At 69.5% G+C, this 19,080-nt stretch carries 13 protein-coding genes and 1 pseudogene; 7 read left to right on the top strand and 7 right to left on the bottom strand.

Annotated elements, in window-relative coordinates; all coding sequences use genetic code 11:
- Positions 1-62 precede the first annotated feature (62 nt).
- Positions 63-794, bottom strand: a complete 732-nt coding sequence (locus L3Q67_RS39580) for a class I SAM-dependent methyltransferase (protein ID WP_499186531.1) — start codon at positions 792-794, stop codon at positions 63-65.
- An 85-nt stretch (positions 795-879) separates the two neighbouring features.
- Here L3Q67_RS39580 and L3Q67_RS39575 point away from each other — a divergent pair, with 85 nt between their 5' ends.
- Complete coding sequence (locus L3Q67_RS39575; protein WP_499186530.1) at positions 880-1,464, top strand: TetR/AcrR family transcriptional regulator; 585 nt, start codon at positions 880-882, stop codon at positions 1,462-1,464.
- A 33-nt stretch (positions 1,465-1,497) separates the two neighbouring features.
- Here L3Q67_RS39575 and L3Q67_RS39570 read toward each other — a convergent pair whose 3' ends face one another.
- The 6 genes from L3Q67_RS39570 to L3Q67_RS39545 form a co-directional block, all read right to left on the bottom strand.
- Positions 1,498-2,424, bottom strand: coding sequence for a CE1 family esterase (locus tag L3Q67_RS39570; RefSeq protein WP_499186529.1), 927 nt, complete (start codon positions 2,422-2,424; stop codon positions 1,498-1,500).
- Positions 2,425-2,533: 109 nt separating this feature from the next.
- Positions 2,534-3,742: a mandelate racemase/muconate lactonizing enzyme family protein gene (locus tag L3Q67_RS39565; RefSeq protein ID WP_499186528.1), complete on the bottom strand. Its 1,209-nt coding sequence runs from the start codon at positions 3,740-3,742 to the stop codon at positions 2,534-2,536.
- A 2-nt stretch (positions 3,743-3,744) separates the two neighbouring features.
- Positions 3,745-4,560: a carbohydrate ABC transporter permease gene (locus L3Q67_RS39560; RefSeq protein ID WP_499186527.1), complete on the bottom strand. Its 816-nt coding sequence runs from the start codon at positions 4,558-4,560 to the stop codon at positions 3,745-3,747.
- A complete protein-coding gene (locus L3Q67_RS39555; protein ID WP_499186526.1) occupies positions 4,560-5,441 on the bottom strand; it encodes a carbohydrate ABC transporter permease in 882 nt (293 codons plus the stop codon). Before L3Q67_RS39555 ends, L3Q67_RS39560 begins: the two co-directional genes overlap by 1 nt.
- A gap of 4 nt (positions 5,442-5,445) precedes the next feature.
- Positions 5,446-6,705: an ABC transporter substrate-binding protein gene (locus tag L3Q67_RS39550; RefSeq protein ID WP_499186525.1), complete on the bottom strand. Its 1,260-nt coding sequence runs from the start codon at positions 6,703-6,705 to the stop codon at positions 5,446-5,448.
- Positions 6,702-8,708, bottom strand: a complete 2,007-nt coding sequence (locus L3Q67_RS39545; protein ID WP_499186524.1) for a right-handed parallel beta-helix repeat-containing protein — start codon at positions 8,706-8,708, stop codon at positions 6,702-6,704. Before L3Q67_RS39545 ends, L3Q67_RS39550 begins: the two co-directional genes overlap by 4 nt.
- A gap of 578 nt (positions 8,709-9,286) precedes the next feature.
- Between L3Q67_RS39545 and L3Q67_RS39540 the strand changes: the two genes are divergently transcribed.
- The 6 genes and pseudogenes from L3Q67_RS39540 to L3Q67_RS39515 all read left to right on the top strand — a co-directional run.
- Complete coding sequence (locus L3Q67_RS39540; RefSeq protein WP_499186523.1) at positions 9,287-10,942, top strand: glycoside hydrolase family 27 protein; 1,656 nt, start codon at positions 9,287-9,289, stop codon at positions 10,940-10,942.
- Between the two features lie 25 nt (positions 10,943-10,967).
- Positions 10,968-12,548, top strand: coding sequence for a glycoside hydrolase family 43 protein (locus tag L3Q67_RS39535; protein WP_499186522.1), 1,581 nt, complete (start codon positions 10,968-10,970; stop codon positions 12,546-12,548).
- Positions 12,549-12,564: 16 nt separating this feature from the next.
- Positions 12,565-14,103: a non-reducing end alpha-L-arabinofuranosidase family hydrolase gene (locus L3Q67_RS39530; RefSeq protein ID WP_499186521.1), complete on the top strand. Its 1,539-nt coding sequence runs from the start codon at positions 12,565-12,567 to the stop codon at positions 14,101-14,103.
- A 56-nt stretch (positions 14,104-14,159) separates the two neighbouring features.
- Positions 14,160-15,578: an endo-1,4-beta-xylanase gene (locus tag L3Q67_RS39525; protein WP_499186520.1), complete on the top strand. Its 1,419-nt coding sequence runs from the start codon at positions 14,160-14,162 to the stop codon at positions 15,576-15,578.
- A gap of 25 nt (positions 15,579-15,603) precedes the next feature.
- Positions 15,604-18,024, top strand: coding sequence for a glycoside hydrolase family 95 protein (locus tag L3Q67_RS39520; protein WP_499186519.1), 2,421 nt, complete (start codon positions 15,604-15,606; stop codon positions 18,022-18,024).
- Positions 18,024-18,920, top strand: a pseudogene (locus tag L3Q67_RS39515) (CE1 family esterase); the annotation flags it as partial. The gene L3Q67_RS39520 and the pseudogene L3Q67_RS39515, both read left to right, overlap by 1 nt.
- Positions 18,921-19,080 lie beyond the last annotated feature (160 nt).

Raw genomic sequence — 19,080 nt, 5'->3', positions numbered from 1 at the left:
GCCCGCCATGTGGCCGGGCGACACCCTTCCCGCCCAGTCACTGGTGCCGGAGAGCTGGTGGCTTACGCGCGCCGCTTCGCGCGCACCTGCCAGACAGGCCCGAGGACCCGGCCCCGGTCGTCACACCGGGCCCGGCCCGCGTCGATGCCGAAGCCGAGGTCGGCCATGGTCTGCGTGCCGAGGCGGGCGAACGCGTCCACGGTCAGTGAAGTCGTGTAGGACTCCCGCCGGATGTCCGCGATGTCCCAGTGCGTGCCCAGGTTGGCGTGCAGGTTGTCCTGGCCGACGGCCATCGGGAACCGCACGCCTTCGTCGAGGTCGGCGAAGCACAGCAGGTTGAGCTGCCCGCCCGGCACGGTGACCCGGTGCAGGGCGGCCGCGTAGCGCTGCCGCTGGTCGTCGTCGAGGCAGTGGTACAGCGCGCTGTCCAGTACGGAGTCGAACCGCCGGTCGCCGAGTTCGGTGAGCGAGGTCGCGTCGGAACGCACGAACGCGACCTCGGCGCCGCGTGCGCGGGCTCGCCGGGCGGCTTCCTCCAGACCGGTCGCCGAACCGTCGACGCCGGTGACCCGGTGGCCGCGGGCCGCGAGGAACGCCGCGTTCTCGCCGAGGCCGCAGCCGACATCCAGGACCTCGCCGTGGAACTGGCCGTCACGCTCCAGTCCGACCACCGCGGGCTGGGGCTCGCCGATGTCCCATGGGGCCAGGTCGAACGCCACCCCGGCGCCCTCGGCGACGGGTTTGCCCTGGTAGACCGCGTCGAAATCGACGTTGTGCGGGGAAAAGGCCGACATGGCGAGCACCTTGCCTTTCGCTGGATCCAGCTCGTGAAGAGTACGGTACGGTACCGTACCGTTCGTGTCACGTAGCATTCCCGCCATGTCCACGGCCCGGCTGCGGGGCGGGCAGGCTCGGCAGGACGAGCTGCTGGCCGCGACCCTCGACGTCCTGCGCGAGACCGGCTACGACCGGCTGACCATCGACGCCGTGGTCGCCCGCGCGCGAGCCAGCAAGGCCACCGTCTACCGGCGCTGGCCGAACAAGGCGGCGCTGGTGGTGGCGGCCTTCACCCAGGCGGTCGAGCACATCCCGGACCCGCCGGACACCGGCTCGCTGCGTGACGACCTGGTGGCCGTGCTCGACGGGCTGATGCTCGAACTCGACCGGCTCGGTGACGTGATGATCGGGCTGATCGGCGAACTCCGGCGCAGCCCCGAGCTCGCCGAGGCCATGCGCACCGGGTTCATCGCCGCCCGCCGGGAGATGATGACGCTGGTCTTCGAACGGGGCCGCCGCCGCGGCGAGTTCGACGAGGACGCCTCACTGGACACGATCTGGTACCTGGGCCCGGCACTGGTCTTCTTCCGCACCCTGATGCTCGGCGACCCGGTGGACAAGGCGTTCATCCGCCACGTGGTCGACGACATCGTGCTGCCCGTGCTCCGTCCACATCGGACTGCCTGACTCAGCGGTCCGATGTGGACGGAGGTGACCGGGTCAGCCGATGCCGAAGAAGGCGAGTGCGCGCGCGGCCATGCCGCTCGACGGCAGGCTGTGCCCGGCGCCCTGGATGCTGTAGGCCTCGACCTGGACGGTGCCCGCGGTGTCCGCGTACTGGCGGCGGTTCCAGTTCGGCTGGGGCGTGTCGGCCGACGTCGGCGTCTGGCTCAGCCCGAACACGTTGGTCCACTGCTCGATTTCCTCCTGCAGCAACGAATACGGCACCAGGGTGTCGGCGGTGCCGTGCCACAACTGCATCCTCGGCCGGGGACCGGTGTAGCCGGGGTAGGCCTGCCGGACGGCGTCTCCCCACTGCTGCGGGGTCCGGTTCATGCTCCCGCCGGTGCACTTGCTCGCCCCCGGCGGGAAGTCGGCGGCGTTGGCGAAGCAGTTGAACGGCACGCCCATGAAAGCCGCGCCCGCCTTGAACACGTCCGGGTAGAGGGCGAGCAGGTGGTTGGTCATCATGCCGCCGGAGGAGGAGCCGGTGGCGAAGACGCGCTGCGGGTCACCGCCGTGCTTCTGCTGCGCGTAGGTCACCATCGAGGCGATCGAGACCGGGTCGCTGCCGCCACCGCGGTGTTTGGAAGCGTCGGACCAGGTGTCGAAGCACTTCCCGAACCCGGCCTGTTGCTGGGCGCTCGGGTAGATGACCAGGAAGCCCTTCTGGTCGGCCAGCGAGGCGAATTCGCTGCTCGAGTGGAAGCCGGGGCCCGAGCCGCCGCAGCCGTGCATGGCGACCACGATCGCGGGGTTGGCCGGGTGGGAATCGGGCACGTAGAGGTGCATGCGCATCCCGCCCGGGTTGGCGCCGAAGTTCGTCACCTCCACCAGTGACGCGGCGGACGCCGGGGGCGCACTGCCCATGCCGGCGACCAGCAGGATGCTGATCAGCGTCGCGAGCACCGTTCTGAGTTTCGTCATCATCGACCTCCAGCCGGGGGATCGCCGCTCACCGCGAAGATATGCAGCTCCGTGACGGCCGTCAATAATCTGCCCGATGTCGTACTGGATGAGACGAAGCCGCCGGTGCTCACTTCCCGTCCGCCTGGCGCAGTGGCAGCGGCCGGACCACGCCGGTGCGGTGCCGGGGTGCGGGCATGCCGTCCGGCACGGGGAGCAGGCGCCGCCCGGCCCATTCCGGTCGTACGTTCGGCCCGCCGCGGGCTGCCACGCCCGGCCGGGCCCGGATGAGGTCCTCGTCGATCCGGATGCCGATACCCGGCGAGTCGCCGAGGACGAAGTGGCCGTCTTCGACGTGCGCGTCGACGAAGACGCCTTGGGGTGGCAGGAGGTCCTGCAGTTCGGCGGCCAGGTGGTTCGGTGCCGAGGTGGCGGCGTGCAGCAGGCCGATGGGCGTGTTCCCGACGGGGCTGACCGGCAGTTCGTGCGCGTGGGCCAGGGTGGCCACGCGCAGGAAGTGGGTGATGCCCCAGATCGCGCTCGTCTGCACGATGTCGATCGCTCCCGCGGCGAGCAGCGGGCGGAACTGTTCGAGCCCGGAGAGGTTCTCCCCACTGGCCACCGCCGCCCGGATCCCCCGGCCGACGGCGGCCAGTCCGTCGGCGTCCCAGCGCCGGACCGGCTCCTCCACCCAGGTGAGGTCCAGGGTGCGTTCGAGTTCGCAGACGTGGCGGACGGCCTGCTTGCGTGACCAGGACTCGTTCGCGTCGAGCATCAGGACGGGCCGCGGTCCCCGCGCGGCACCGGCCAGCACCTCGCGGACCAGCGTCAGCCGGTGGCGGTCCCGGTCGACGTCCAGGCCGCCCTTGAGCTTGGCCGCGCGCAGGCCGTGCTCGGCGTAGTCCTGGTACACCGCCACGAGTTCGGCGTCGGTGAGGCCGATGTCCAGGCCCGAGGCGTACGCGGGCACCCGCCGGTCGCGACCGCCCAGCAACCGCCAAAGCGGCTCCCCGGCGGCCTGGGCCTTGATGTCCCACAACGCGGTGTCGAACGCGCCGATGGTGCCGAACACCGCTCCCGCGTGCCCGGTCTTGAACCGCTGCCGCAGCATGCGGTCGTAGAGGGCGGTGACCCCGCGCGGGTCCTCGCCGTCGAGGGCGGCGAAGACCGCACCGGCATCGGCGTGCGGCCCGAGACCGACACCGGTGATCCCCTCGTCGGTGTCCACCAGGATGATCGGCACGGGGATGCGCCCGTCGGCGAAGACGCCGTTGGCGTCCCCGACCGGCCGCCCCCATTCCTGGACCGTCTGCAGCGTTCGGAATCCGGTGATCCGCATGGTCAGCCCTTCGTGGAACCGGCGGCGACGCCTTCGGCGATGTGGCGCTGGAAGAACAGGTAGACGATCAGCACGGGCACGGCGGCGATGAGGACACCGGCGGCGAAGGCCGGGATGTCGTCGGAGTACTGCCCGCGCAGCGAAGTGACCCCGACCATCAGGGTGCGGTTTTCGGCCGATGGCATCAGCAGCAACGCGATGAGCACGTCGTTCCAGCAGAACAACGCGTCCAGGATGCCGGCCGAGAGCAGGGCCGGGGTACCGATCGGCAGCATGATCCGCCGGTAGACGCCGAACAGCGTGTTGCCGTCGATCCTGGCCGCGTCGACGATCTCGGCCGGGACGTGCGCGTAGTAGCTCGCCATCAGGAAGATCGTGAACGGGAGGAACTGCGCGACGTAGGCGAGGACCAGACCGGGGCGCGTGTCGATCAGGCCCAGGGTGGTCATCGTCCGGGCCAGCGGGACCATGATGACCTGGAACGGGATGAACAACGCCGCGAGGCAGCCGAGGTAGAGCACCCGCGAACCGCGGAAGCGCAGGCTGCCCAGCGCGAAGCCCGCCATCGAGCCGAGCCACAGCAGCAGCGCCACCGCGCACGTCACGACGATGAGCGAGGTGGCGAAATAGCTGCCCATGCCCACGCTGGCCCAGGCGGTGGCGAGGTTGTCCGGTCGCGGGGAATCGGCGGGGGAGAAGCGGTCGAGGACGTATTCGTGCCGGGTCTTCAGCGCGACGTTCGTGGTGAACACCAGCGGGTAGATCGTCACCAGGGCGAGCGCGGCCATCGGGATGGCGGCCAGCCACCGGGCGCGCATCAGTCCACCCGGCCGGACCGGCGGAGCACGCCGATCTGGAGCAGGCCCACCACCACCATGACGAGGAAGAGCACGGTGGACGCGGCCGAGGCGAGTGCCGGGCGGTCCAGTTGGCCCTGCTGGATCCAGATGTAGTACTCCGGCAGGTAGGTCGCGCCTCCCGGCCCGCCGCCGGTCATCACGTAGAGCAGCCCGAACATCGAGGTCAGCAGCCCGATCATGGTGGTCACGAAGACGAACTGGATGGTGCGGGTCAGGCCGGGGACGATCACGTGCCGGACGAGCCGCGGCAGCGCGGCGCCGTCGATCCGCGCGGCGTCGAGCAGCGACGGGTCCAGCGTGGCGAACCCGGCGAGGAACACCACCAGTGCCATCCCGAAGGTCGCCCAGACGTGCACGCCGACGACCGCGAAGAGCGCGACGTCCGGATCACCGAGCCAGTCGACCGGGCCGAGGCCGAAGGTGCCGAGCAGGGAGTTGGCCGGACCATCGAAGGCCAGCAGCAGGGTGAAGATCGCCCCGGCGATCACCGGCGACAGCACCGCGGGGAAGAAGTAGACGCCGCGGAAGAGCCGGTGTCCCGGCACGCGCAGGTAGATGAAGGTCGCGAGCAGCCCGGGGATCGCGACCGCCACCGGTAGCAACAACACCAGCAAGCCCACGTTCCGCAGTGCGCCGAGGAAGAGCGGGTCGTCGAAAAGGGTCGCGTAGTTGTCCAGTCCCACGGTCCTTCCGTCGAGTTCCGCGTCCCCGGTGAAGGAGAAGTTGACGCCGAGCGCCAGCGGGTACAGCCGCAACGCGACCACGACCAGCACGGCCGGCGCCACCAGTGCGTAGGGCGCGAGGCGTTCCGCGCTCAGGCGGCGGGTGACCGGCGGCACCGGGTCAGCCGTCTCGATCCGAAGCGGCCAGCTGCGACAGCGCCTCGTCGACGGTGACCGAGCCGCTCAACAGTTGCTGCGACAGCCTTCCCAGCAGGTCCAGGGTTGCCGACGAAAGCGCCACGTGCAGGGCGGGCCGTCCGCCCGCGATCCCGGAGACGACGCGGGAGGCGACCGGACCGGCCGCCGACACGTCGATGGAGGTGTCCGCGGCGATCGCGCCCGCGTCGGCGTGGAACACCGCCAAGGCGTCCTTCGAGGACAGAGCACGGACGAGATCGGCGGCGAGCGCGGGATCCGGGGTCCACCGGGCGACCGCGTAGCCGATGCCACCGTCGTACGGCAGGCTCGGTGCCGCACCGGGGGTGATGACCGGCGCCCGCATCACCCCGATGTCGCCGGGGTCAAGGAATTCACCGAATTCCTTCCAGTGTCCAACGTCCGACATCAGCCCGATGACGTGGGCCGCCTCCCCGGACTGGAACTTCGCGAAGGAGTCGTTGAACATCGCCGTCGAATTGGGACCCTCGGTGTTGAGGCCCGCGCGGTCGGCTTCCGTCCACAGTTCGAAGATCCGCTTCACGTTCGGGGCGGCCCAGTCCCGTTTCCCGGTGATCCAGTCGCCGTACTCCTGGCCGGTCAGCGCGCCGGAACCCAGGCCGGACAGGAAGAACTGGATGCCCGCGCCTTCCTTGTTGCCGAGCGCGAGGCACCGGGCTCCGGTCCTGTCCTTGATCGTGGTGCACGCGTTGACGAACTCGTCCCAGGTCGCGGGCACGTTGTCCGGATCGAGGCCCGCGTCCCGGTAGAGCTTGCGGTTGACGTAGATCGGATGACCCTGCAGCGTGACCGGCGAGGCGTAGGTCTTCCCGTTCTCCCCGAACGCTTCCCAGCCCGCGAGCCGGTCGCGATCCGCGGTGACGTAGGGATCCAGCGGCACGAGCGCGTCCACCCGGTCGCGGAGCCTGCCACCGCCGTTGAACAGCATGACGTCCGGCCCCCTGCCCGCCTGGATGGCCGCGCCGAGCAGGGTGTAGTACTGGTCGAACGGCTGCGCCACGAATTCGACGGAGACGCCGGGACGCTTGGCCGCGAAGTCGGCCTTGGCTTTCTCGAGGTAGGCCGCCGCGGCGGGGTCGCCCGACTTCCAGTCCCAGACCACGAGTTTCTGTTCACCGCCGCCGGACGCCGAGTCCGGTCCCGAGGCGCTCCCGCAGCCCGCCAGCGTCAGTGCCGCGACCAGCACGGCCGCCCACCGCTTCATCGCGGGCTCCACTGGGTGCCGCTCCGGGGCCCGGCGTTCGCGATCACGGCCTGGGCGCCGGGCGGCCAGGCGCCCCCGCTGACGGTCACGTTGCTGTGGACGACGTTGCCGCGGTCCCCATGGGACACGTTGGTGCTGCCGTTGGCCGACCAGTTGCCGGTGAGGGTCCAGTTGCCCATGTTCTCCCCGCCCCAGTAGTTGGCCGTGGCCCAGGTTCCGGTGGCGGAGAAGACGTTGCCGGTGACGGTGTAGTACTTCGAACCCTCGTCGAAGTAGACGCCGAAGTGGCCGTTCGTCCGCGCGCAGTGGTTGCCGCTGATCTGCGCTCCCGGGTTCCACGCCAGCGTGTAGATGCAGCCGCCGTCGTTCATCTGCTGCATGACGTCGTGGATGTGGTTGCCGGTGAGCCGGTTGCCCGACGCGGTGGTCGGTGTCGAGTACCGCGGCTGGTGGTTGTAGAGCCCGCGCTTGGCGTAGTGGTCGCTGCCACCGGCGTCGTTGCTGCCCCAGCCGTAGCCGATCGACATGCCGGTGTACGGCAGGTTGTAGACCTCGTTGTGCGACACGTCGGTCGTCGTGACGTAGGTGGTCAGCACCGAGACGCTGCCCCGGTAGTCCACGCCGAGGTCGTGGATGCGGTTGTCGCCGATGCTGATGTTCCGGTTGACCATCCGCTGGTCGCCCGGGTGGTGCGCGTCGGCGCGGACGCCGCCGACCACGATGCCGCCCGCGGAGCTGCGGGCGATCTCGGACCGGGTGATCGTGATGTCACGCGCGCCGAGGCCGACGCCGCTGGTGTGGGCGTTGGCGTCGTTGCCGATGCCGATCGCCGTCTGTCCCAGGTTGACGAACTCGGAATCGCCGAAGGTGATGCGCTCGGCGGCGGAAACCTGCACGGCGGCGGGCATCTGGTGCCAGTGCGGCCGGGCCGCTTCGAACTGCGGGCAGCCGTTCTGACAGGACGTCAGCCGGTCGGCAGGCCAGTTCCAGCCGCCCGCGAGGTAGGCCCCGGTCTGCTGGTCGGCGTACCCCTGGCCCCCGCTGGGGCCGAGCCAGCTCGTGCCGGTGAAGGTGATCCCGCTGAAGGTGATGTCGTGCGCGGGCGCGTCGTAGGTGCCGCCGACGCTGACCAAGGACTGGAGCACCGGGAGTTCGACGCTGGTTTTTTCCAGCTCTTGTGCGGCCGGCGGGACAAAGTACAAAGTGCCGGAGCCGGGGTCGAGGTACCACTCGCCGGGGCTGTCGAGGAACTCGTACGCGTTGGCCAGGTAGAACGGCCCGGCCCGGTGCGGGGCGGCGAGCGTGTCGTAGCCGAAGGTGTTGTTGTTCCAGGCGGGTTGCCGCATGGTGATGAAGTTCCCGTTGATGGCGCGCACGGGCGAGTATCGGTCGGTGAACGAGTTGACGCTCTCCACTTCGACCCGGTCCTGGTCGGCCAGGGTGTTCAGATAACCCAACCCCGGGCTGGAGAAACTCATGCCGGAGCTGGTGAAGGTGAAGTCGGACCGGTTCACCCGCGTCCGCGCGCGGGTGGCGATCGCTCCGTCGACGTACAACTGCCGGGTGTCGATCCCGGCGCCGACGTCCGCGCGCCAGATGTTCTTCCCGGCGTCGGCGAGCGTCCAGCCGGTGACCGCGCGGGCGCCGGTGAACACCGGGCGGGCCGACGGCGCTGCCCGCCACACGACGCGGTGCCCGTGGTTGCCGGAGTCCGCGGCGGTCAGCCGCAACGGTTCGGAGAGCCGGTACACCCCGTCGGCCAGCTCCACGACGAGGTCGCCGGACATCGAACCGACCCGGGACCGCACCGCGGCCCGCGCGGCGGGCAGGGAGCACGGATCGGCTGCGGTGCAAGCGATGCCGGTTCCGGACGGTGCGGCGTGGAGGGTGGTCTCGGCCGCCGAGGCAGCCGGAATCGGGGCCACCACGACCATCGCGGCGGTCAGTGCCACGAGGACGGCCGGTAGGGGTCTGCGCACCACGGAAGACGAGGACGCGAACACGGGATCTCCTTACGTGGGGGAGGTGCTCGACGCCGTGCGACTGGCCAGGACAGCGAGGAAGCGCTGCGGTCACCAGTGGACCATATGAGCAACTCATCGACAAGCGGGTCAACCGGATGGATCAGACTTATCCGCGCTGAGGTGGGCTCGTCGCGGGAGTTCTCCCTTGACGACCGCGCATCGTCGGGAGGTATGGTGTAGGGCGGGCCGCCACCTCAGAGGAATGAGTCGGATACAAACGACTCGTTCGCCGTCACCGCAACAAGGGAGTTGTGTGATGCCGAGGTACGGAACTGCCTTCCGCCGGGCCACCATCGCCGCCCGGCTGCCGAATCCACAATGGATTACATGCCTACGTGCATGATCGTGGATCCGTTGCAGTACCACGATGTTCGCGCTAACGCTGCGCTCCGAAACTTTCGCAAGATCGCCCGAAATTACGGCTTGTTCCTGTCCTGGCGGACATGTTAGCGTTCACATCACGACCTCCGGCTGGCTGGAACCCCATCGATCTGGGGCGTGAAGCGTTCGCCCGTGGCAGATCTCCTGATTCCGTTCACGCGAGGGAAGGGGCAACGATGCCCGCGCGACCCAGCACGTGCCTGGTACGCCTGTTCGCCGCCGCGATGGCACTGGCGATGGCGTTGTCCGTGGGGTTTTCCCCGGCACACCAGCCGGTGGCCGAAGCCGCACCCGGCAGCCCGGCGGTGACACCCCCGCTGGGGTGGAACAGCTGGAACAGCTTCGGGTGCGGGGTCACCGAGGCGGCGGTCCGGCAGGCGGCGGACGCGATGGCCGACTCCGGCATGCGTGACGCGGGCTACCGGTACGTGGTGGTGGACGACTGCTGGTTCGACCCGAACCGGGACGCGCAGGGCAACCTGCGGGCGCACCCGGCGAAGTTCCCGAGCGGGATGAAGGCGCTGGGCGACTACATCCACAGCCGTGGCCTGAAGTTCGGGATCTACCAGGTGCCGACCGAGCGCACCTGTGCCCAGCGCGTCGGCACGCACCCCGGCTCGACGGGCAGCGCGGGCCACGAGGTCCAGGACGCCACCACGTTCGCGTCGTGGGGGGTGGACTACCTGAAGTACGACTGGTGCTCCCCGGAGGGCACCCGTGACGAACAGGTCGCCCGGTTCACGCTGATGCGGGACGCGGTGCGGGCGACCGGGCGCCCGATCGTCTACAGCATCAACCCGAACAGCTTCCACGCGATCACCGGGTCCACCTACGACTGGGGCCAGGTCGCCGACCTGTGGCGGACCACCGAGGACCTGCTGGACATCTGGCAGAACGGCAACACCAACAGCTACCCGATGGGTGTGGGCAACGTCGTCGACGTGAACGCGCCGCTGGCGGCCCAGGCCGGGCCGGGGCACTGGAACGACCCGGACATGCTGGTGGTCGGCCGCCCCGGGCTCACGCTGACCGAGTCGCGGTCGCACTTCGCGTTGTGGGCGCTGATGGCCGCGCCGCTGATGGCGGGCAACGACATCCGCACCATGTCCGCCGAGGTTTCCGCGGTCCTGCGCAATCCGCGGCTGCTGGCGGTCAACCAGGACGCCCTCGGCGCGGGCGGGCGGCGGGTGCGGGACGACGGTGACGTCGAGATCTTCGCCAAACCGCTGTCGGACGGTTCGGTCGCGGTGGGATTGTTCAACCGCGGCGGCGGTACCGCCACGATCAGCACCACCGCGGCCCAGGCAGGCCTGTCCGGCGGGTCGTTCACGCTGACCGACCTGTGGACCGGGGCCACCTCGAGCACCGCGGGACAGATCACGGCGAGCGTGCCGGCCCACGGGGTGGCGGCCTACCGGGTCACCGGCGGTGCGCCACTGACCGGCACGACCTCCCGCCTGCGCGGTGACGGATCGGGGCGCTGCCTCGACGTCGACAACTCCTCGACCGCGGCCGGGACGGGCGCGCTGGTCTGGGACTGCCACACCGCCGCGAACCAGCTGTGGACGACCTGGGCGGGTGGCGAGATCCGCGTCTTCGGCGACAAGTGCCTCGATGCCTACGACCAGGGCACCACCGCCGGGACCCGGGTGGTCATCTGGCCGTGCAACGGCCAGGCCAACCAGAAGTGGACCCTCGGGGCGAACGGCGCCATCACGAACACCGGTTCGGGCCTCTGCCTGGACGTCAGCGGAGCGGGTACGGCGAACGGGACGGCCGTGCTCCTGTGGACCTGCAACGGGCAGGCCAACCAGCGATGGATCCGCAGCTGAGCGGTCCGATGGGAAAGGAGTTGTGATGCTCCGTCGACTGTGGACAGTGGCCGCGGTGCTGGTCGCCGCCGCCGGGCTGGTGCACGCGGCACCAGCGGAAAGCGTGCGGGCGCAGGCCACTTTCAGCAATCCGGTGTTGTGGCAGGACTTCGCGGACATCGACATCATCAGGGTGAACGACGCCTACTACTACTCGGCGTCCACCATGCACTATTCGCCGGGCGCGCCGGTCCTGCGGTCGTACGACCTGGTGAACTGGGAGTTCGCCGGGCATTCGGTGCCGAAGCTGGACTTCGGCGCGAAGTACGACCTGAGCGGCGGCCGCGGTTACGTGCGCGGGATCTGGGCGTCGATGTTCAACCACCGCAAGAGCAACAACACCTTCTACTGGGGTGGGTGCGTCGACTTCGCCAACACCCACCTCTACACCGCGTCGACGGTGGAAGGCCCGTGGCAGCGGCACGCCACGATCAACAAGTGCTACTACGACGCGGGCATGCTGATCGACGACAACGACAAGATGTACGTCGCCTACGGCAACACGAACATCAGCGTCGCGGAGCTGTCGCCGGACGGGAAGAGCGAGGTGCGCTCCCAGCAGGTGTTCACCACCCCGTCGAACATCGGCACGCTGGAAGGCGCCCGCTTCTACAAGCGTGACGGCAAGTACTACATCTTCCTCACCCGCCCGGCGAACGGGCAGTACATCCTCAAGGCCGACAACCCCTTCGGGCCGTACACGCTCCGGCAGGTGCTGCTGGACCTGCCGGGGCCGATCCAGGGCGGGGGAGTGCCGCACCAGGGCGGGCTGGTGCAGACCCAGAACGGCCAGTGGTACTACCTGGCCTTCGTCGACGCCTACCCCGGGGGCCGCGTCCCCGCGCTCGCCCCGGTCACCTGGACCTCGGACGGCTGGCCCCAGGTGCAGACGGTGAACGGCAGGTGGGGTGCCAGCTACCCGTTCCCGAACCTGACGCCCCGCCCGGTCAAGCCGATGATCGGCGTGGACACCTTCACGGGCTCCACGCTGGGGCCGCAGTGGGAGTGGAACCACAACCCGGACACCACGAAGTACGCCGTGGGCAACGGCCTGCGGTTGCAGACCGCCACCGTGACCAATGATCTCTATTCGGCGCGCAACACCCTGACCCACCGCATCCAGGGGCCCAGTTCGACGGCGACGGTCGCGCTCGACCTGTCCGCGATGCGCGACGGGGACCGCACCGGCCTGGCCATGCTCCGGGATTCCTCCGCCTGGCTCGGGATCAAACGCGACGGCGGGCGGAACCGGGTGGTGATGGTGAACAACCTGACCATGGACGCCAACTGGAACACCACCAACACCGGCACCGAGGTCGCGGGCGCGGACTTCGCCGGAACCCGGATCTGGTTGCGCGCCAACGCCGACATCCGGCCGGGTGCGGGCAGGCAGGCGCGGTTCTCCTACAGCACCGACGGGGTGAACTTCGTCCCGTTCGGCCCCGGGTTCACGCTGAACAACAACTGGACGTTCTTCATGGGTTACCGGTTCGCCGTGTTCAACCACGCCACCCAGGCGCTCGGCGGCGCGGTGACGGTGCAGCGGTTCGAACTCGCCACCCCGTAGTGCCCCTGGTGGCCAAGTGAAGGAGGAGTACATGTTCGGCATGGGCAAGGCCAGACGGAGGTGGCGGCCCTCGGTGTTCGCCGCGGTGGCGGTGCTGGCGGCGGTGCTGCCCGCGGGGTTCGGCGCACCCGTCGCGCAGGCGGCCACGGTGGACCCGGGTGCGTGGTACGTGCTGGTCAACCGCAACAGCGGCAAGGTGCTCGACGTGTCCGGTGTGTCCACAGCGGACGGTGCGCAGCTGCACCAGTGGAGCCGTGCGGACGGGAGCAACCAGCAGTTCCAGTTCGTCGACTCCGGTGGCGGCTACTACCGGCTCAAGGCGCGGCACTCCGGCAAGGTGCTCGACGTGTACAACCTCTCCACCGCCGACGGCGCGAACATCGTGCAGTGGGCCGACAACAACACCACGAACCAGCAGTTCCGGCTGGCCGACTCCCCGGACGGCCACGTCCGGCTGCTCAACCGCAACAGCGGCAAGGCCGTGGAGGTCCAGAACGGCGCCACCGCCGACGGCGGCCGGGTCGTCCAGTACACCGACCACGGCGGCACCAACCAGCAGTGGCAACTCGTTCCCGTCACCAGCGATCCAGGACAAGGTGTGCTGCCCTCCTCGTTCCAGTGGTCCTCCAGCGGGGTGCTCGCCGGTCCGAAACCGGACGCCCAGCACCCCGGCGCACTGGCGGTCAAGGACTTCACCGTCATCCGGCACAACAACCAGTGGGTGGTCTACGCGACCACCGCCAGCCCGTCCGGCTGGGGACTGGTGAACTACAACTTCAGCGACTGGTCCCAGGCCGCCTCGGCACCCCACACCTACCTCGACACCGCCTCGGCGATCGGCCCCGGCTACCGCGCGGCACCCCAGCTGTTCCACTTCGCCCCGCAGAACCTCTGGTACCTGGTCTACCAGACCGCGCCCCCGACCTACTCGACCAGCACCAACCCCGCCGACCCGCGCTCGTGGTCCGCACCGCGCACCTTCATCGCCCAGGAACCCCCGATCGTCACCCAGAACAAGGGCGACGGCACCTGGATCGACTTCTGGGTGATCTGCGATTCGGCGAACTGCTACCTGTTCTTCAGCGACGACAACGGTCACATCTACCGCGCGCAGACCAGCATGGCCAACTTCCCCAACGGATTCGGCAACACGCAGATCGTGCTCTCCGATTCCAAGTTCGCCCTGTTCGAAGCGACCAACGTCTACAAGGTCGCGGGAGCCAACCAATACCTGCTGATCCAGGAAGCGATCGGATCCGGCGGACGCTACTTCCGTTCGTTCACCTCCAACAGCCTCACCGGAACCTGGACCCCGCACGCCGCCTCGGAAAGCAAGCCCTTCGCCGGGCGCAACAACGTCAGCTTCCCCAACGGCGTCTGGACCAACGACATCAGCCACGGCGAACTCATCCGGGCCGGCAACGACCAGACCCTGACCATCAACCCCTGCAAGCTGCACTACCTCTACCAAGGAATGGCACCGGGCTCGAGTGGTGAGTACATCCGCCTGCCCTGGCGGATGGGCCTGCTGACCCAGACCAACTCCACCTGCTGAGACAAAGCGGCCGCCACCGCGGGGGACCACCCTTCGACGACGAAGTGAGGACCATCATGACCAGCAGTTCATCCCCGCGGTGGCGCGGCCGTCTCCGATCGGCTGTCTTCGCGCTGACGACGGCGGCGGCAGTCGTGGTGCTGCCCGCCGGGACGGCGCACGCCGCCGACACACTCGGCGCCGCGGCGGCCCAGAGCGGGCGCTACTTCGGCGCCGCCGTCGTCCCCAACCTCCTCGGCGACGCCTCGTACTCGGCCACGCTGAACCGGGAGTTCAACAGCCTCGTGGCCGAGAACGCGATGAAGTGGGACGCCACCGAGCCCAACCGCAACCAGTTCACCTTCGGCGGCGGCGACCAGATCGTCAACTACGCCGCCAGCCGCGGGATGAGCGTGCGCGGCCACGCCCTGGTCTGGCACGCCCAGTACCCGGGCTGGGTGGAGAACCTGGCCGGGAACGACCTGCGCCAGGCGATGGTCGGCCACATCAACGGCGTGGCAGGCCACTGGCGCGGCAAGATCCACTCGTGGGACGTGGTCAACGAGGCGTTCGAGGAGAACGGCAGCCGCCGCCAGTCCATCTTCCAGCAGCGCCTCGGCAACGGCTACATCGAGGAGGCCTTCCGCGCCGCCCGCACCGCCGACCCGGGCGCCAAGCTCTGCTACAACGACTACAACACCGACGGCGTCAACGCCAAAAGCACCGCGATCTACAACATGGTCGTCGACTTCCGCAACCGCGGCGTGCCGATCGACTGCGTCGGCATGCAGAGCCACCTCGGATCGAACTCCAACCTGAGCAGCTACGAGGCGAACCTGCGGCGCTTCTCCGACCTCGGCGTCGATGTGCAGATCACCGAGCTGGACGTCGGCGGCTCGGGTTCCGGTCAGGCCAACGTGTACCGGCAGGTGACCCAGGCCTGCATGGCCGTCACCCGCTGCACCGGCATCACCACTTGGGGCATCACCGACCGGTACAGCTGGCGGGCCCAGGACACCCCGCTGCTGTTCGACAACAACTACCAGAAGAAGCAGGCGTACCAGGCGGTGCTCGACGCGCTCAACGGCGGTGGGGGCGGCGGTGGTGGCGTGCTGCGCGCGGTGGCGGCGAACAAGTGCCTGGACGTACCGAACCAGACCACCACGGCGGGCACGCAGTCGCAGATCTGGGACTGCTGGACCGGCGCGAACCAGCAGTGGACCCACACCTCCGCGAAGGAGCTGACCGTCTACTCCGGAGACTCGCGGCGCTGCCTGGACGCCTCGGGCAACGGCACCGCCAACGGCACGGCGGCGATCATCTGGACCTGCCACGGCGGCGCCAACCAGCAGTGGAACCGCAACGCGGACGGCACCATCACCAACGTCCAGTCCGGACTGTGCCTGGAGGTCGGCGGTTCCGCGACGGCGAACGGCGCGCCGGTGCAGCTGTGGACCTGCACCGGCGGGACCAACCAGCGGTGGGCCGCCCAGTGAGCCCGGGACGAGCGGAGGCGCCGGGATGCCGCATCTGACGCGAAGGCAGGTGATGAAGCTCGGCGCCGGGGCCGCGTTGGTCCCCGCCGGGTGGACCACCCGGCCCGGCTCGGCCGCGCCCTCGGCGGGCGACCTGGCGCTGTGGTACGACGAGCCCGCCGGCGGAGATTGGCTGCGAGCGCTGCCCATCGGCAACGGCCGCCTCGGCGCCATGGTGTTCGGCAACACCGACACGGAACGGTTGCAGCTCAACGAGGACACGGTCTGGGCGGGTGGTCCGCACAACTACGACAACCCGCAGGGCGCGGGGGCGCTCGCGCAGATCCGGCAGCTCGTGTTCGCCGGTCAGTGGACGCAGGCGCAGGACCGTATCAACCAGGCCATGCTCGGCAAGCCCGCCGGTCAGCTGGCCTACCAGCCGGTCGGCGACCTCAAGCTCACCCTGCAAGGGGCGAGCGTCTCGGGGTACGAGCGCCTGCTCGACCTGACCACCGCCACGACGGTCGTCACCTACACCGCGAACGGGGTGCGGTACCGGCGTGAGGTGTTCGCGAGCGCCCCGGACCAGGTGATCGTCCTGCGCCTGACCGCGGAGACACCCGGCTCGGTGACGTTCACCGCGGCGTTCAGCAGCCCGCAGCGCGCGACGGTGTCCACTCCGGACAGCTTCACGACCGCGCTGGACGGCGTTTCCGGTGACATGCGGGGAATAGCCGGTTCGGTCCGGTTCCTCGCGCTGGCCAGTGCCGTGGCCGAGGGCGGGACCACCAGCAGTTCCGGCGGCACGCTCCGGGTGTCGAACGCGAACAGCGTGACTCTGCTGATCTCGATCGGCACCAGCTACGTCGACTACCGGACCGTGAACGGCGACTACCGGGGACTCGCCCAGTCCCGCCTGAATGCGGCGAAGGGCGTGGCGTACGACGTGCTCCGCGGCAGGCACGTGGCCGACTACCAGGCGTTGTTCGGCCGGGTCACCCTCGACCTCGGCCGCACGGCCGCGGCCGACCAGCCGACCGACGCCCGGATCGCCCAGCACCAGCACGCCGACGACCCGCAGTTCTCCACCCTGCTCTTCCAGTACGGCCGCTACCTGCTCATCTCTTCTTCGCGGCCGGGCACCCAGCCGGCGAACCTGCAGGGCATCTGGAACGACCAGCTGAACCCGGCTTGGGAGTCGAAGTACACCCTGAACGCCAACCTGCCGATGAACTACTGGCCCGCCGGCACCACGAACCTCGCCGAGTGCCTCGAACCGGTATTCCGGATGATCGGCGACCTCACCGTCACCGGCGGCCGCACCGCGAGCACGCAGTACGGCGCCCGCGGCTGGGTCACCCACCACAACACCGACGGCTGGCGGGGATCCTCGGTCGTCGACGGCGCGGTGTGGGGCATGTGGCAAACCGGCGGTGCCTGGCTCGCCACCCTGATCTGGGACCACTACCGGTTCACCGGCGACCTCGGGTCCCTCCAGCGGAACTACCCGGCGATGAAGGGCGCGGCGCAGTTCTTCCTCGACACCCTGGTGCCCGAACCCGGCCAGGGCCATCTGGTCACCAATCCGTCGAACTCGCCGGAAGCCCTCCACCACGCCAACGCGAGCGTGTGCGCGGGGCCGGCGATGGACATGCAGATCCTGCGCGACCTCTTCGACGGCTGCGCTGCCGCCGCCGACGTGCTCGGGGCGGACCCCGGCTTCCGCGACCAGGTCCGGGCGGCCAGACAGAAACTGGCGCCGATGAAGATCGGTTCGCGTGGCAACATCCAGGAATGGCTGCACGACTGGGTGGAAGTCGAGCCGGGGCACCGGCACATCTCGCACCTGTACGGCCTGCACCCGGGCAACCAGATCACCCGGCGCGGCACACCGCAGCTGTACACGGCCGCCCGCCGGACCCTGGAACTGCGCGGCGACGCCGGTACCGGCTGGTCGCTCGCCTGGAAGATCAATTTCTGGGCGCGCATGGAGGAGGGCGGCCGGGCGCACGACCTTCTGCGCCTGCTGGTGACGCCGGAGCGGCTGGCGCCCAACCTGTTCGACCTGCACCCGCCGTTCCAGATCGACGGCAACTTCGGTGCGACCTCCGGGATCGCCGAAATGCTGCTGCACAGCCACAACGGTGAGCTGCACGTGCTGCCCGCGCTGCCGTCCGCGTGGCCCGCGGGGAGCGTCACGGGCCTGCGCGGGCGCGGTGGCCGCACGGTCGGCGCGGTGTGGAGCGGCGGCAAGCCGAGCGCGCTGACCGTCACCCCGGACCGGGCCGGACCCATCCGGGTGCGCAGCCGCCTGTTCACCGGCTCGTACCGGCTCCTCGACCAGACGACCGGCGGCGAGATCCAGCCGTCGAAGCCCGAAGCCGATTTGATCGAGTTCGCCGGACAGGCGGGCCACACCTACCACGCCACCACGCAGCAAGGTACGGACAACCACAGGGAGTTGTGATGGTGAAACACAAATCCTGGCTCGGCTCGGCCGCGGTCGCGGCACTGCTCGTCCTGGCCACGAGCACCCCGGCCACGGCTGACGCGCCCGCGGAGGTGGGCACGGCAGCGGCCTCCGCCGGGTGCGGGAAGGCGCCGACGCTGGCGAACGGCAACCACACGATCCAAAGCGGCGGCAAGAGCCGCAACTACCTCCTCAAGCTGCCCGACGGCTACGACCGGAACCGCGCCTACCGGCTGATCTTCGGCTACCACTGGTGGGGCGGCACCGCGAACGACGTCAACTCCGGCGGCACCGACGGCGCGAACTGGGCCTACTACGGCCAGCAGCGGCTGGCGAACAACAGCGCGATCTTCGTCGCGCCGCAGGGGATCAGCAACGGCTGGGCCAACTCCGGCGGTGAGGACGTGACCTTCACCGACGACATGATCAAGCAGCTCGAAGCGGCGCTCTGCGTCGACACGGCGCAGCGGTTCGCACTGGGCTTCAGCTACGGCGGCGGGATGAGCAACGCGCTCGCGTGCGCCAGGGCGAACGTCTTCCGCGCGGTCGCGGTCTTCTCGGGCGCCCAGCTGAGCGGCTGCTCCGGTGGTACCCAGCCCATCGCCTACCTGGGCATCCACGGCCTGGGCGACACCGTGCTCAACATCTCGCAGGGACGGGCGCTGCGCGACCGGTTCGTGAAGAACAACGGCTGCACGCCCCAGAACCCACCCGAGCCGGCGCAGGGCAGCCGCAGCCACCGCGTCACCGCGTACTCCGTCTGCCAGCCGGGATACCCGGTCGTGTGGGCCGCGTTCGACGGCGGCCACACCCCGGCGCCCATCGACGGGTGCGGCTGCGAAGGCTGGCAGACGTGGACGGCGGGGGAGGTGTGGAAGTTCTTCACGCAGTTCTAGGTTGGTGCTCCACCCCGATTTTTTAGTGTGACGACGGCGGGGAGACCGATGTCAAGGCGGGAAAGATGCCTTGACATCGGTCTCCCCGCCGTGTTTTTGGCGGTGGATCGGGGTGGGGAGGGGAAAGTGGGTGGCTGCTCGGTTGTGGTGCCCGGCC

The organism is Saccharothrix sp. AJ9571 (assembly GCF_021725495.1).
In the GTDB taxonomy this organism is placed as follows: domain Bacteria; phylum Actinomycetota; class Actinomycetes; order Mycobacteriales; family Pseudonocardiaceae; genus Amycolatopsis; species Amycolatopsis magusensis.
This window is presented reverse-complemented; position numbering and strand designations above follow the sequence as displayed.